Raw genomic sequence first — 15,096 nt, 5'->3', positions numbered from 1 at the left:
AAATAAAACCCGGGATCATTTTGATCAAATTTAGTATGCACAGTAATTATGTAAGGAGAAAATACTTTCAATGGCTTTTTATATTGCTTTTGCCTGCCAGCCTTTGTTCGGTACGTGAATTAAGCGGGCAACCTGCTTTACGTAAGCAACATTTTGCCGTCATCCCGGCAGGCGAGAATTATAATCCGGCAAAGCCCTGGGTGTTGTGGTATTGGATGGATGCCAGCGTTTCTGAAGCGGGGATCAGGGCAGACCTGATCGCGATGAAAGAGCAAGGCATTGCAGGTGCCTATCTGGTATGTATAAGGGGTAAGGCGGATTCTTTATTGATAGATCCGCCTGTTGTGCAATTAACACCGGTCTGGTGGACAAAGATCAAAAAGACCTTCCAGATCGCCGATAGCCTGGGTCTTAAATTAGGAATGCATGTGGGAGACGGGTTTGCTACTGCCGGGGGCCCCTGGATCACCCCGGAATTATCCATGCAAAGAGTGGTTTGGGCAGACACAACAATCGAAGGTGGCAGTACCCAACCGTTAGTATTGCCCCGGCCTAAAAATATTCGTGAAAATTACTATGAGGATATCGCGGTATATGCCTTTCCCGCTTTGAGGGGGGGAGACAGCTCAACCGATAACATCAGACCTGAAGTAAGAACTAACGCTGAAGGGCAGGATGCCGGTAAGCTGGTCGTTCCGGGCAATACTGAGAACTTTTCCTATAAGAAACCTTGTTGGATTGAATACCGCTTTAAGGAACCTTTTACCTGCAGGACGGTGGATATAACAACCAAGGGCGTTACTTTTCAGGCAAAAAGGCTGAGCATATGGATTAGCGACGACGGTCAAAACTACCGGTTTTTTACAAGGCTGAAACCAGCCCGCAGCGGATGGCAAGACTATACCTATCCGGTGCATTATACGATCCCGGCTGTAAGGTCAAGATATTTTCGGTTCGTATATGATCCTGCCGGAACAGAACCCGGCAGCGAGGATCTGGATGATGCAAAATGGAGTCCCAGTTTAAAGCTGACGGGCCTTAGATTAGGTTCCCGTTCTCAAATACCCCACTTCGAGGGTAAATCAGGTGCGGTGTGGCGGATTTCCGATAGGGCGGATTCAGTACTGATTCCCGATAATGACTGTATTGCGCGGCCCCGGTTGCTGAATATTACAGATGCGCTGCAGCCGGATGGCCGACTTCGCTGGAAAGTCCCTGCAGGGCAATGGACCATTTTAAGGATGGGTCACAGTTCTACCGGTATGAAGAATGCCACCGCCGGCGGTGGCCAGGGGCTGGAATGTGATAAGCTCAATCCGGTAGCGGTACAATTACAGTTTGACAATTGGTTTGGTAAAGTCATTCGGCGACTGGGACCGGACTTATCGTCCCGGGTATTGAAAGTCTTCTATATGGATAGCTGGGAATGCGGCTCCCAGAACTGGTCGCCGGTATTTCGAAAGGCGTTTAAGGAAAAGCGCGGCTATGACCCGCTCGATTATCTGCCGGTTATGGCGGGTTATCCCGTGGGGTCGGCCCGGAAATCAGAAGATTTTTTACATGATATACGGCTGACCATTGCTGATTTACTGAACGAAAATTATTTTACGACGCTGGCGGATCTGGCACATTCCAAAGGATATAAAGTGGCTGCTGAATGCACCGCACCTATTATGGTTGCCGATGGGATCCGGCATTTTGATCAGGTTGATTTTCCGATGGGGGAATTCTGGTTGCGAAGCCCGACACATGATAAGCCTAATGATATACGGGATGCGATTTCGGGAGGCCATATCTATGGAAGGAGAATTATTCAGGCGGAGGCTTTTACTGAACTCAGGAATAAATGGGATGAGTATCCGGCTATGTTAAAGACTTTGCAGGACCACCATTATGCTTTGGGAGTCAACCGTCTGGTGTTTCATGTTTTCGGAGAAAATCCATGGCTGAACAGGGAACCGGGAATGACACTCGGCGGCGTCGGCCTGTATTTTCAGCGCAACCAGACCTGGTGGCCCATGGCCCATGGTTGGATGGACTATACGAGAAGGTGTCAGGCCTTGTTACAACAGGGTGTTCCGGTAACAGATGTCGTTGTTTTCAACGGGGAAGAGCTTCCTTCAAGAGCTGTCTTGCCCGATAGGCTGGTATCCACGTTGCCCGGAATTTTCAGCGACGAGCGATTGTCGCAAGAAAGAAAAAGATTGACTAACGAAGGGAACCCCATGCAGCATATTCCGGAAAAAGTGACTTCTTCTGCCGGGATTACAACAGCCAAGGATTGGGTGGATCCACTACATGGCTATAAATACGATGCGATCAACCGTGATGCGCTTTTGCGTCTGGCGACCGTTCGGTCGGGGCGCATTGTACTTCCCGGAGGTGCCAGTTATGGAATACTTGTTTTGCCAAGACTGGATAAGATGGATCCCAATCACCAGTATATGAGCGTAGTGGTGGCCAGAAAACTATTGCAACTTGTCAAGGCAGGCGCCCGTATTTTGGTGGACCGGTATCCGAGGTTTCCGCAAGGACAGGCGGAAGGTATATATTCAGGCGATACGCTCAGAGCGTTGATAAAGGAACTGATCGGAACCAGACGTTTTTTTGATGATCATTCCTCTTCCGGTTATGTCAGAAAAGTAGGAAAGGGTGAGGTATTATATGGTCCTTATACCAGAAAGGATTTTAATGGGATAGGTATTGAAAGAGATTTTCAGGCGACAGGGGAGAAAGGCCTGCCGCTAAAAGGCATTGCCTGGAATCACCGGCAGCTGGATCATGTAGATAAAACGACTTTGAAAAGTAATAGCGATGTGCCCAATCTGGATTCTGTGGGCGCAACAGACCTTTATTTTGTCGCCAATCAGACAGACACTGCCAGACGATTTCAAATAACCTTAAGAGAAGGGGCGAAGGTGCCGTTGCTGTATGATCCGGTACAGGCCCGTTATTTACCTGTCAGCCGTTGGAAAACCGATAAGGAAAAAACAACGGTAGGCCTGCAACTGCCAGCAAACGGGTCGGTATTTGTTTTATTGAAAAAAAGCAAGACCGTGCCAGCCGGCGCCACGGGTAAAAGCGTTGAAGAAGTTAATGAATCAAGGCAAACACTGGAATTGTCCGGTGCCTGGAAGGTGCAGTTTGATCCGAGGCGTGGCGGGCCGGCAGAGCCGGTCCTGTTTGACCGTTTAACGGATTGGACACAGAACGCTTTGGAGAGTATCCGCCACTATTCAGGTGTAGCTACTTATTTGTTGAACTTTAACTGGAAAGGTGCAGCCGGTGGCGGCTCACTGAGTCATAAAATAGCCTTTCTGACACTCGGAAAGGTCAATAATATCGCCGGTATTCGTCTAAATGGCATAGACTGTGGCGTAGCCTGGACGGCGCCCTATCAGGTAGATATTACAAAAGCGCTGAAAGTAGGCAACAATCATCTGGAAATAAAAGTGGCCAATACATGGTCCAACCGTATTATCGCCGATCAGAAATTGCCTGCATCCGAAAGGCAGACCTGGACTACCGCACCATTCAATCTGGAAAAACGTGGCCCGCTGCCGGCAGGTTTATTGGGACCGGTCCGTTTGATCGTGGAAGATGTTTATCCTAAAGATCAATAGAAGGGATCTGTAGGATTGATCACTGATAATTAAACCATTTTAATATTTATATAATTTAATGTTCTCTAATGAAGAAGTCAAAATTTGGGTCGGTCAGAATAAATGTAAGAAGTACATTTGTAATCTATGCATGCCTGATGCTTCTCCTACTGTTTACCTCCACAGCCAGGAGTCAGGGATTAGATCAGAAAGCAGGGATCACAGATACGAAAAATAGCCCTTTTGCTAAATTGGAAGGTGTACCCATGCAGGATGTGCAATGGACCAGCGGTTTTTGGGCGGATTGGTTTAAGGTCTGTGATACTTCTATGATTCCCAATATGTGGCATTTGTTTAATAATGATACGCTTAGCCACGGGTATAAAAATTTTAAGATCGCTGCAGGACTGGATACGGGTATTCATATCGGTCCTCCGTTTATGGATGGAGACTTCCTGAAATGGCTGGAAGGGGCCGCGGCGGTATATGCACACACAAAATCTCCCGAGCTGGGTAAGCTTATGGATGGTATTATCCGTGTGATCGCAAAAGCGCAGCGCCCGGACGGTTATCTGGGAACACAGGTACAGATTACGGCCCGGGAACATCCTGACTCTTTAAAAGTCTTTGGCGATACCCTCAGTTTCGAGGCCTATAATCTGGGTCACCTCATGACAACGGCCTGTGTGTATTACCGGGCGACCGGCAAAACAACACTGTTGAATGTGGCGGAGAAAGCGGCAGGTTTTCTACAGCAGTATTATACTCACTCTTCGCCGACACTTGCCAGGAGTGCTATTTGTCCGGCGCATTATATGGGTGTGATTGAGCTGTATCGGACCACAGGCAAGAAAAAATACCTGGAATTAGCTCAAAAGCTGATGGACCTTCGTGACGGCGTGACCAACGGAACTGACCAGAATCAGGACCGTATCCCATTCAGACAACAAAAGACGGCTGTAGGTCATGCCGTCAGGGCGAACTATCTTTATGCGGGTGCTGCCGATGTTTTTCTGGAAACAGGGGACAGTAGTCTGATAAAGCCATTGGGGGCCATTTGGCAGGATGTGGTGAATCGAAAAATGTATATAACCGGTGGTTGCGGGGCACTTTATGACGGCGTATCACCGGACGGCACCTCCTATCACCCCTCAGAAATTCAGCAGGTGGCACAGGCCTATGGCAGACCCTATCAATTGCCCAATTATACGGCCCACGATGAGACTTGCGCGAATATCGGCAATATGCTCTGGAATTGGCGTATGTTACAGATAACGGCAGATGAAAAATATGCGGATGTGTTAGAGCGGACTTTGTATAACAGTGTATTATCCGGCATTAGCCTGGACGGTAAAACATTTTTATATGCCAATCCATTGGCCTATAACCGCAGTCAGCCTTTCACGCTCCGCTGGTCTGAACTGCCCCGTGATCCCTATATCGGCTATTCCTTTTGCTGCCCGCCCAACGTCGTAAGGACGATTGCGGAAGCCAGCGATTATTTGTACGGCATAGGAAAAGATGGCTTGTATTTACATCTCTATGGCGCTAATCAGTTGTCCACAAAAACTGCGGACGGTGAAACGATCTCCATTCATGAAGTGACGAACTATCCCTGGAATGGAAATATTATGCTGGCGCTTAAAAAGATGCCTGAGGGACTGTTTACTGTGCATCTCAGAATCCCGGGCTGGGCCCATGAGGCCAGTATTCGCGTAAACGGTAAAGAAGTGACAGGTGATATCGTTGCCGGCAGTTATTTTCCTCTTACAAGAAAATGGAAATCCGGAGATACAATTGAGCTTGAATTACCGATGGAAGTAAAACTAATGGCGGCTAACCCGCTGGTAGAAGCCAATAGGGGGCAGGTGGCCATTCAACGTGGCCCCATTGTATATTGCCTGGAATCTAAAGACTTACCGGCTGGTACGGATATTACGGATGTTACCATCGATAAAAACAGCGAGTGGGTAACCAGACAGATACAGATCGGGCCACAGCAGATTACCACGCTGGAAACAACAGCTTATCTGAAGCCCGAAGCAAAAAATAAAAATGCGCTTTATTATCCCCTGACAAATAAAGCCAGCAGGCCGGTTAAGGTTCGCCTGATTCCGTACTACAGCTGGGAAAACAGAGGCCGTGCGGATATGGAAGTATGGTTGCCACTTGCGGCCAAATAGGGCCGTGTGGCAGCGGTATTTAGCTGTTATATTTATCAGGTGCAAAAGATTGTTATTCCCCTGATTAGTCCCGTGTCAGCGCTGTGATCAGTTGCGCTTGTTCCGGGTACTGCCGGATGAGTTCCTGCCGGTTCCCAATCGTGTAGTCGGCGGGATTAAATCCCGGAGACATGGTAACACCCATTAAGGCATATGAACCTTTTGGTAACAAACGCGACCCTAACCAGGTACCGCCGGGGATCAGTTTCATCGGGTTATTGCAGATACGCAGGTCACCGCTGAATATACAGGTTTCCGATTTTTTGGCAAAGCCCTCGGGATATAGCAGGAGCATTTCAACGGGATCTCCGTTGTAAAAATGGTAGAGCATATCTCCGGTAACTTTGTGCATGGCCGAGAAGTCGTTTTGCTCCAGAAAATAGTATATAGCACTGCATATAGCACGCTCTTCCCTGGTGGGCGCAAATCCGGGCAGATCTCTGTTGGGGATCTTTATGGCCGCCGTATAGGTGTCAGCATAATAGCCGCCTTCTTCCGGATTAGGTTTGAGGTGTAACAGGTCGATAATTTCTTGTGGAGTCATAGGACGGTGTTTTATATTGTTTATGCATCTGGGATAAGCTGCGTCCGGTTTAGGGGACTCAGGTCTGTCAGCTTCTTTGATGGATTGAAAGGAGATCCGACGCTTTGCTGAAAATGGAAATAATTATTGGGGTCTATTGTTTTTTTGATATTCATGAGCCGCTTGTAATTACTGCCATAATACTGTTGCTGCCAGTCATGCAATAGCGGGTCGATGTAATTGACATAGGCCCCGGTAGCATTGCCGGCCTTGCTTAGCGCCTCAAAGAAAGAATAGGCCCACTCAACATTTTCCAGCGTATCTCCGGGTTTGTTTAAGTCCCAGATAGATTTTATTTCCGGAATGAAGCGGCTCTGCCGATGGACATAGGCGGTGCCGTCAGCCGGTACCTTCTCAATAGCGCCACCCGCATGCGTCCAGACCGCAAAGCTGTCGGGAGAGGGTGCGTGTTTCATGGCGTCCTGTATGACTTTGGCGACTTTGTTGTTCATACCCTTCGGTGGCAGGACGGAGGAACGTATATAGGAGCTTCTGCCGTCGACAATGGTGGTGTATCCATTGTAAAACTCCCACTCTGGCAGCGTCATATTATATAGATCCGCATTGATGGGTTTTAGTTTGAGTAAGCCTTGCAGTAGATCTACGCCTTCTTTACAGTCGCCGTTGAAAACCGGTGTCAGACCTATGACCTTGATATTGGTGGTCTTGTCTATAAGATCTTTTTGGTTGCCCATATAACCGTAGACAGCCATAGCGTCCGGCAGGCCTTCCACCCAGTCATTATAATAGCCCAGCACCTCCTCAGCCTGCTCCAGGGGATATCTGATCTGGCCCACGAGCATTTTCTCGCTATTGGGTTTCCTGACCCGCATTTCCATTTCCGTAACGATGCCAAAATTGCCGCCACCGCCCCCGCGGCAGGCCCAGAACAGATCAATATCATCTTGCGCGCTACTGTGGACGCCGATATGTCTTAACTCCCCGTCCGGTGTTATAATTTTCAAACTTAGCAGATTGTCGATGCTCATGCCATAAGATCTGGAGACAAAGCTATAACCGCCCCCCAGCATAAAACCGGGCGGGGCAACCGTGGGGCAGCCGCCGCCAACAGGAACAAGGCCGGTGCCGGTCTCCTGCATGAACTTATATACATCATACCAGATGACGCCCATTTCTGCGGTAACGCTTTCATTTTTCGGATTGAAAGTGATTTTATTAAGATTCTTCATAGCCATGACAACGCCTCCTTCATTCATACAATAGCCGGCAGCGCTATGACCACCTCCTTTAACGGAGAACGGCAGATTGTGTGTGACTGCAAATTTGAATCCCAGCCTGACATCTTCTATGACCGCGGGGAAAATAATCAGGCGTGGCCTGAATTGGATTCTACCGTTGTCGATGCGTATGGCGGCTTCGTATTCCGCTTCGCCCGGCTGTAAAATATAACCGCTTAGTTCACGGCTTAGCTGACTGATGGCTGATGAGAGCATAATTTAATTATTTTATAATTTTAATGAGATATGCCTATGGCTGGCATCATTACTTTGTAAGGCTATATGTCTTGGACTGGTACTTCAAGTAGGAATCAAAAATATAGGTTTGTTTGATCATTGGCCTGGTGGCTGAAAGGAAAGCCGCGTGCCCCGGGCTTAACAGGTATTCATCATAGGCCTTTCGGCTTTCGAAAATAAGATCCATGCCCACGTCAAAATTCCGCACAGAGACGTCTCTTTTGATGTCAGTAAGCCCGCCTGTTGAACATTGCTGAATACCGGGATGTGCTGAGAGATATTTTATACAAAGTTGCGTAAATGCGGCAATGCTTCCGGCAGATTTGTCTGTCAGAGAAAAGTAAATACTGTGAAACAGGCTCTGCGGAAAATTCCTGTCCCGGGCAACATCCTGTATAGCTGACGTGTTGCCGCCGAATGTCAGATGAGTCAGGTACGTGTCCATCACCCGTCTGGTCGTACTAGGTACCCAGCGGTCCACATCCGTTACAAACTGTTGATGACTGGTATCGTTTGAATTATAGAGGTTAAAAGAAGTCTCGTCCCTGAATATCTGATGCATGGCAATATCAAAGGCCAGGTCATTTTCCGGGCGGTCCATATCCACAGCCCGGGTACCGATCCAAAAGCTGACCAGCCCGGGTGAGATGGACAAATATTCAAGGGCTTCCGCCATATACGCGGAAGTAATATCGGGCGTATTATTGACGCCCAGGTTAAAATAAGTGCTATGCATCAGCATAGGCATTGCAGTTTCCATGGTCCCCAATTTTAAAAGTAAAAGGTTAGGGTTGTAACAGAAGCGTCGCCACGGAAATATGAGGCCATTTAATATTGACCACCTGGCTGGGATCTGCCCCGAATACCGGGAAGTCGAGGATCACCGTTTGCGTGTATTGCAATTGAAGAAAAGTGCTGCCATCGGCATTTTGTACTGTTTCTATCCAAAATATCGCGGAGACCGTGCTGGCATTTGCATTTACGTTGACAAAGGGGATATTCGTGATGCCGCCCACCGGATCAGACGCAGGGACATTACTGACACCATCTATCGGATTGGCATCCAGCAAAATCACCACCGTCTTGATAATGTTCTGTCCTTTGATGGCCTCTGATAAAAGTAGGTTAGGGTTCATGACTATTTCAGGAGAAATGCCAGGCGGCGGCGGGGTGTTCTTGAGAATACTAAGGTAGTTTTCGCTCGTATCATTGACCCGCTTTCCGTCCACGATGGTAAACGGAGTCGGATCCGCTATATCAAACTGCGGCCCCCCCCCATCCACGACAAAGGATTTGCCCTGCGCCAATATGGAATCCCCGTGTGGAATGGAGCCAAGCCGCGTAATCGTTGGCCCCTGTAAGGGGTCCTTGGAGGCTACAAGGTTGAGAAATAGTCCGGTCTCCAGATGAATCCCGTTATTGCCTGCGGGAAGATTTACGTCAGATACATTCTGCAGGTAGTGCAGCCCCAGAAAACTGATATCTTGTTGCGCGTTGCCCCGGTTTATAATGTCTCCCGAAATCGGGCTGAATATTAATGTTTCGGAAGTTGCATTAAGTATGACCTTGAATTTGTCAGGTGGCGGAGGGCCGGGTTTAGCCTGATTCATGTTGGGCACTTCAATGATGTTAAAACCTGTTCCCACCCAAGTGCCCGGCAATGTGGCGATATTGCCCAAGGTAGGTTCGGTGGTGGCCTTGCTCAAGGCGGCTTTATCTATTTTTTCTTCTATTTTATCTAAACCGCCAAGGTTTAGTAAATCTAATGGATTTTTATCAGGCATTTTCTAATTTTTAATGGTGATGTGATCATTTATGCTTGTCATCTGTTAAGCAAAGCGTAGGATACTATTGGTAATGTTTTGGACGGACACTCAACTAGCTTTTTACATATTCAAAACTCGGCCCTGCCATTAAACCGTCTTCGCGGGGGATATTCATTAATTCGATCGCTTTATATTTCAGATCATACATTAACATGATGCCGTCTCTCAGCGCGGCCGGTCTGCCGTTGCAGGCCTCGTTAATATTATCCAGCAGGGCAGAATAGGTTTTATTAAAATCGTATGTTTTTTCATACAGTGGGCTGCCTTTGGGATAATCCGACATTTTGGGATTCGGTTTCATCTTACAGACCGCTTCCCAGTCGACTTCGAACTTCTTTCCGGTAGGCAGGCCGTGGTTGGGACTGTCCCTGTGTGCCGAATCGGTGGGCGCGTAGTAGCGCTCATAGTGCACCTCCTTGAACCTAAAGTAATGGGCATACTCTTCAACGGTGGGGCCAAACATAAGGTATCTTTCATCTCCGGGATTAAATGGTTCGGAGAAGATAGAGCCGAGCGTACCTTCCCCCTGGCCGACTATTTCTCCGATTACGTTTTTAGCATCTTCAAGGTTAAATACGGTAATGATTTTGCCTCCGGCTCCGTAATAATGTTCGGAAGGGACTTGTCTGGCGGGGTCGCCGGTGAAGATGGTCTTGCCTTTTTGACTGGCCATGGTTTCCAGCGCCGTGATATCTTTTACCAATGCTTCATAAAATGCGCCGATAGAGGGGTAGCTCTTCTCACCTTTCTGCAACAGTTCTTCCGGGATGGCAAACCCGCCCTCGGGATGTTCGATTTTCCAGAATGTCCTGATCGACTCTTTTGAAAAGCAGGCGAGGCTGACATTGAGCTTAGGGTCTACATTGCCGGGTAAAGGGGTAGGATAATCAGGAATGAAATTTCCGTCGTTATCCGTTTCTTTGGCGCCGATACATGGCTTGCCATTAACAGCATTGATCAGATTGGCCACCATGATCATATGTAGCATCTCTTCCAAAACGACACTTTTTATGATTTCGGTAGCCGTCAGGTTGGTGCCTGGCTTTATAGAGTATAGAGCACACAGATAAGGAGGGATGGTTGAATGCTCTAATTCCAGTGCTGTTTGCAACATGCGTTTTAGCTCCGCCAGTTTTGCATCAAATATCGTATCATCGTCGGCCGCGACGACTTCGCTTTCTATACTATTGACGGCCATAACTGCTTTTGCCTGCAATTCAGGAAATGCATTGTCCGGTATTAGCTTCTGGCGCTTTGAATCATTGGGTTGCTTGAATGGAGTAGTCATTTAAATTATTTTTCTAATTGTTTAAGAATAGCTTCAGCCGCTTTAAAAGTAAGTGCGGTTGTGGTAAGTGTCGGATTGGAAGTACCGAGCGTAGGCATGTTACCGCAGCCGACCAGGTAGAGGTTGTCATGATCCCAGGTTCTGCAGTCCGCATTCACCACGGAATCTTTTTTAGAGCTCCCCATCCGGTGCGTGCCGACAATATGACCGGCTCCCCAGAAATTATATCCTTGCCCTTCATACCCTACATAGTCCTGGGCAATGGTCGGGCTGTAGACCGTATAGTCCTGAATGCCGGCGTCCTTGAATATCTGGTTGTTCAGGTCTTTTGCAGCCTTGAACGCTTTTTTCATATAATCAGATGCGTCGTAATGAATCACGGGCCGGTAATTGCCGATCGCATCACGGTAGTTAGGATCGATGGTGACCCGGTTACCAGGCTCTGGTGCCTGCTCACATTCATAATGAAGTAATAATTGTCTGGGTATTGAATCGGCAAGCAGCGCCCGCAGTTCCTGACCAAATATGTTTTTACTTAAGGCGACGGCCAGATCAGATCCCGGTGAAAAAACGGGCCAGGCCCAGCCCCAGTTGTCTATGGGGCAGATCCAGGCGGCATGCTCTTTGCGGAAAGGCCCGTCTCTGAATGAAGACATATTGGTAGTTGAGCCCGGACCGCGGTACGGATAGCCTTTCTCCGGCAGTAATCCCCAGGTCAAAAGGCATAAATGGTCCATTAAATTGCGCCCGACCTGATCGCTGGAATTAGCAATGCCCGATGCAAGTAATATTTTTGCATTCTCTATAGCACTTGCGGCCAGAACATATATCTTACCTTTGGCTACATGCGTCTCATAGGTGAGTGAATTGGCCGTATTATAGGTCTTGTATTCGATACCCGTGATTTCTTTTGTCTTTTCATCATACAGCACTTTGGAAGCAACAGACTGTGTCTTGATGGTTGTTTTTGTACGGTCAGCCTTGAATAGTGTTTTTAAAGCATTGTATTTAGCCTGTACAGGGCATATGGGCACACAACTGGCATTGCCTTCACATCTCAGGCCCGTGTTGGGATCCCAGGTGGATCCCACCGGCAGATACTCGTATTTTTCATCCTCGGGGATATCTACGACACCGTTTAGTTGAATATTCCAGCGCTTTTTCGTCTGGAACTCCAGTTTTTTCTTCTTGGGGTTCCACAGGATGTCCCGATAGGGATATTGCGGGTTAGGCACAGAATTTCTGCCTTGGGGCGTTGTAGAGAAACCTATGGTCGCTTTCTTTCCGTTGAACTTTACCGGATCGTTGTTGTTGATTTCTTTGACCAGCCCGGTGAATATACTATCCAGGTAACTGGTCGGGATCTCCTGCATCGGAAAGACATAGTTTTTTCCGTAATATTTGTTTTTTAGTGCTACTTGCTGCTTTTCTGTGCTAGCTTCCGGCCATTTGATCTGGTCGACATTGCCTGAGACGCCTATTTCAAATTCCGCCATTTCATAGTAAGGCATCAGGTCCTCATAACTGATCGGCCAGTCCACCCCAACTCCATAAAGGCTTTTCATTTTAAAATCATTGGGCAGCATCCGGGGAGTGGATCCCAGCCAATGCAGGGTAGTGCCGCCGGGGCCGCGCAAACAATCACTCGCAAATGGCAGTGGCCCGGCCTGAACGAGATAGCCCGTCGTACTTGGACTATTGGTTGCAGTGATGGGCTGCATGTCTATTACATTGATTGAAGGTGCGTCTTTTATATTGGGATAGGGTGAATTCGGTACTTTTATCTCGGCCTGATAAAAGGTATTCAGGTAGTCTACATAATTGAGGTAATTGCCATTGCGGTCTAAATTCATGCCTGCCGTTAATCCGGCTTCCAGCAATAAAACACGCTTACCTGCCTGCGTCAGGGTTTTGGCAATAACAGCGCCTGATATACCAGATCCGACGATGACTACATCGTAAGTCTTGTTCTGCGTCATTGTTTAATTATTTTGAAAATGGATGATTATAGCTGGGGAGGGGCTACGTTCCAGGAAGCAAAGCCGGGCTGTTTGGCTCCGGGCGGGTGCGCGTTGGCAACAGACCAGATCATTCCCTGCACGTATGATTGAGGACTGATGATTTCATTTACCCAGCTGCCTAAATACCACATGGTAATGATATTTTGGGCGAGTCCGCTATACAGCCCGTCAGGCATGAGATTGTTTAGGATCGCTGATCTTAGCTTTGCCGGATCCTTGCTGTTTTCAGCCAGGATCTTTGCAGCAGCTGCCAGAAAATCTTCCACGACGCCCAGGTTATTTTTATTCACCATGACGTGATAATAGGTCTCCAGCATCCCGGTCCCTGTTAACTCCATAGAGGTGAAACCCGTTAAGTGGACAGAAATGTCCCGGAATATCGCTATGCCATTGTCAATTGATTTCATGGGAGGAATTTTAGATGAGATTAATTGTAATATTATTTAAATAGGTATTTTAAGATACTATTCCAGATTTGCAGACGATGCATAAACAGCGTGCTGGTCTGATAATCCGGATGGGTATTGAACACAGTCTTTTACGGTTCAGTTTCGTATTGAAGCCACCATCGGGCACATAGCATCACATCAGCGAATCCAACTTGAATGGGTGGCTGTGTGCTGTCATCCGTATCCTATGGATAATTGCGCAAAAAAAACAAGAAGATGTGGGTAAATAATTTACCACCGATCAATCACAATTCACTTACAGCAGAGAAAATAGCATTCCAATATTTAGTACTGCCTGTTTTGTCACAAGGTCAAGCTACTCATACCTGTATGACAGCTTAAATATTTTTAATAAAATTAGAGAATAGTTTTTAAACTATTGTAATTATTATTCATTTAGGTAGGGAAATTTAAAACGCATTGACAAAAACTGTCATTGTTCGTGGCGTTAACAGGCAATGATGCGCCACTTATATAACCGTCTGAGGCGTATAAACAGGGCATTTCAGGTGTTTAAAGTGTGGGATATACAATCGAAAATTAATACGAGTTGTTACATGCCGGCATAGCTCATGATAACAAAAGAGATGGCCAGGGTAACGAGGGCTGTCAGAAGTGTAGCATAGGTTTTGCGTGAGACATTTTTCCACTCTTTCATTGCAAGTCCCACCAGAAAGCTAAAGAATATCAGCATAGACATATGTATGACCCAGCTGGCGAATTGAAGTTTTCCCATTTTAACGTGACCTAGCCCATAGAAGAAGAATTGCATGCACCACAGAATGCCGCCCAGAGAAGACCACAAAAGATTTTTAATTAATTGCGGGACGCCACTTGGGCGTCGGGCCGCCTCAACTTCCGGCTTGTAGTTTTCTGCGGAGAATTCTTTAAATCGTTTTTGTTTTAGGCCGAGAACGGTAAACCAGATAAAATTTACGACAAAGCAACCACTGGTAGCGATAATTAGCTTGGCATTTCCCTCAAAAATGCCGGCGCCTTTTTTGGCAGCCATATCAGATATGGGTTGGCCATATTCGAGGGCGATATTGAATATGCCGGAGAGAATGCCGGCAGCGATTGCCAGCAATAGCCCGATCCGCATATTGAATGATTGGGTCTGTGCGGCCGGGGTCTTCGTTTTAATTTCCTGTTCTTTTCTAAATCCAGCCCAGCCACAAAGTCCGACACCGATAATAGCGATCATCATGCCGATGCCGATCGTCTGGCCGCCTGGCTGACGGAAGTAGGCTCCAATTGTTCCCTCCATCAGCAGTGGCAGGATCGTGCCCAGTACCGCGGAAATTCCAATTGAAATGGCATAGGTAAGGGAGTAGCCTATATAGCGCGTGGCGAAGCCAAAGGACATGCCGCCAAATCCATACAAGCCGCCAAACAAAAAGGTTAACCAAAGCACGCCGGATGGCGCCTGACTGATAATGCCGAAGAAATCAGGAATCGTAACTAATGCAAGAATAAGCGGCGTCAGAATCCAGGCAAATAATGACTGGACCAGCCAGTAAGAAACCCAGGACCATTTACGGGTCTTATGAAAAGGCAGATAACAGGTCGAGGCAGAAGTGGCGCCAATGGCGTGCAAGCCAATGCCTTCAATCGGATTAGGTGCCATCAT

10 protein-coding genes are annotated in these 15,096 nt (G+C 47.5%); 2 read left to right on the top strand and 8 right to left on the bottom strand.

What is annotated here, in order from left to right; translation table 11 throughout:
* Positions 1–20: 20 nt before the first annotated feature.
* Together K9M52_RS03930 and K9M52_RS03925 are read left to right on the top strand one after the other, a co-directional pair.
* Positions 21–3,623: a glycosyl hydrolase gene (locus tag K9M52_RS03930; protein WP_224070760.1), complete on the top strand. Its 3,603-nt coding sequence runs from the start codon at positions 21–23 to the stop codon at positions 3,621–3,623.
* A 68-nt stretch (positions 3,624–3,691) separates the two neighbouring features.
* Entirely contained in the window at positions 3,692–5,785 is a 2,094-nt protein-coding gene (locus K9M52_RS03925; protein WP_224070759.1) for an aceric acid hydrolase, read from the top strand.
* A 64-nt stretch (positions 5,786–5,849) separates the two neighbouring features.
* Here the strand turns inward: K9M52_RS03925 and K9M52_RS03920 are convergent, their stop codons facing one another.
* From K9M52_RS03920 to K9M52_RS03885, 8 genes are all read right to left on the bottom strand, one after another.
* Positions 5,850–6,368: a cupin domain-containing protein gene (locus tag K9M52_RS03920; protein WP_224070758.1), complete on the bottom strand. Its 519-nt coding sequence runs from the start codon at positions 6,366–6,368 to the stop codon at positions 5,850–5,852.
* A gap of 20 nt (positions 6,369–6,388) precedes the next feature.
* On the bottom strand, positions 6,389–7,861 hold the full coding sequence (locus K9M52_RS03915) for an FAD-binding oxidoreductase (RefSeq protein WP_224070757.1): 1,473 nt from the start codon (positions 7,859–7,861) through the stop codon (positions 6,389–6,391).
* Positions 7,862–7,910: 49 nt separating this feature from the next.
* Positions 7,911–8,642, bottom strand: a complete 732-nt coding sequence (locus tag K9M52_RS03910; protein ID WP_224070756.1) for a Dabb family protein — start codon at positions 8,640–8,642, stop codon at positions 7,911–7,913.
* A gap of 25 nt (positions 8,643–8,667) precedes the next feature.
* Positions 8,668–9,666: a heme-binding protein gene (locus K9M52_RS03905; RefSeq protein ID WP_224070755.1), complete on the bottom strand. Its 999-nt coding sequence runs from the start codon at positions 9,664–9,666 to the stop codon at positions 8,668–8,670.
* A gap of 94 nt (positions 9,667–9,760) precedes the next feature.
* Positions 9,761–10,996 (bottom strand): ferritin-like domain-containing protein, encoded by a 1,236-nt coding sequence (locus K9M52_RS03900; RefSeq protein ID WP_224070754.1) that lies wholly within the window; start codon positions 10,994–10,996, stop codon positions 9,761–9,763.
* Positions 10,997–11,001: 5 nt separating this feature from the next.
* A complete protein-coding gene (locus K9M52_RS03895) occupies positions 11,002–12,975 on the bottom strand; it encodes a GMC family oxidoreductase (RefSeq protein WP_224070753.1) in 1,974 nt (657 codons plus the stop codon).
* Positions 12,976–13,001: 26 nt separating this feature from the next.
* On the bottom strand, positions 13,002–13,424 hold the full coding sequence (locus K9M52_RS03890) for a hypothetical protein (protein WP_224070752.1): 423 nt from the start codon (positions 13,422–13,424) through the stop codon (positions 13,002–13,004).
* Between the two features lie 595 nt (positions 13,425–14,019).
* Positions 14,020–15,096 (bottom strand): L-rhamnose/proton symporter RhaT, encoded by a 1,077-nt coding sequence (locus K9M52_RS03885; RefSeq protein WP_224070751.1) that lies wholly within the window; start codon positions 15,094–15,096, stop codon positions 14,020–14,022.

It is taken from the genome of Arachidicoccus terrestris (genome assembly GCF_020042345.1).
GTDB lineage: Bacteria > Bacteroidota > Bacteroidia > Chitinophagales > Chitinophagaceae > Arachidicoccus > Arachidicoccus terrestris.
The sequence above is the reverse complement of the archived record's forward strand: the minus strand, read 5'-3'. Positions and strand labels throughout refer to the sequence as shown.

Excerpts from the sequence above, each read along its gene's own strand:
- K9M52_RS03925 (WP_224070759.1), top strand. The coding sequence starts at position 3,692 with ATGAAGAAGTCAAAATTTGGGTCGGTCAGAATAAATGTAAGAAGTACA.
- K9M52_RS03920 (WP_224070758.1), bottom strand. The coding sequence starts at position 6,368 with ATGACTCCACAAGAAATTATCGACCTGTTACACCTCAAACCTAATCCG.
- K9M52_RS03915 (WP_224070757.1), bottom strand. The coding sequence starts at position 7,861 with ATGCTCTCATCAGCCATCAGTCAGCTAAGCCGTGAACTAAGCGGTTAT.
- K9M52_RS03910 (WP_224070756.1), bottom strand. The coding sequence starts at position 8,642 with ATGGAAACTGCAATGCCTATGCTGATGCATAGCACTTATTTTAACCTG.
- K9M52_RS03905 (WP_224070755.1), bottom strand. The coding sequence starts at position 9,666 with ATGCCTGATAAAAATCCATTAGATTTACTAAACCTTGGCGGTTTAGAT.
- K9M52_RS03900 (WP_224070754.1), bottom strand. The coding sequence starts at position 10,996 with ATGACTACTCCATTCAAGCAACCCAATGATTCAAAGCGCCAGAAGCTA.
- K9M52_RS03895 (WP_224070753.1), bottom strand. The coding sequence starts at position 12,975 with ATGACGCAGAACAAGACTTACGATGTAGTCATCGTCGGATCTGGTATA.
- K9M52_RS03890 (WP_224070752.1), bottom strand. The coding sequence starts at position 13,424 with ATGAAATCAATTGACAATGGCATAGCGATATTCCGGGACATTTCTGTC.
- K9M52_RS03885 (WP_224070751.1), bottom strand. The coding sequence starts at position 15,096 with ATGATGGCACCTAATCCGATTGAAGGCATTGGCTTGCACGCCATTGGC.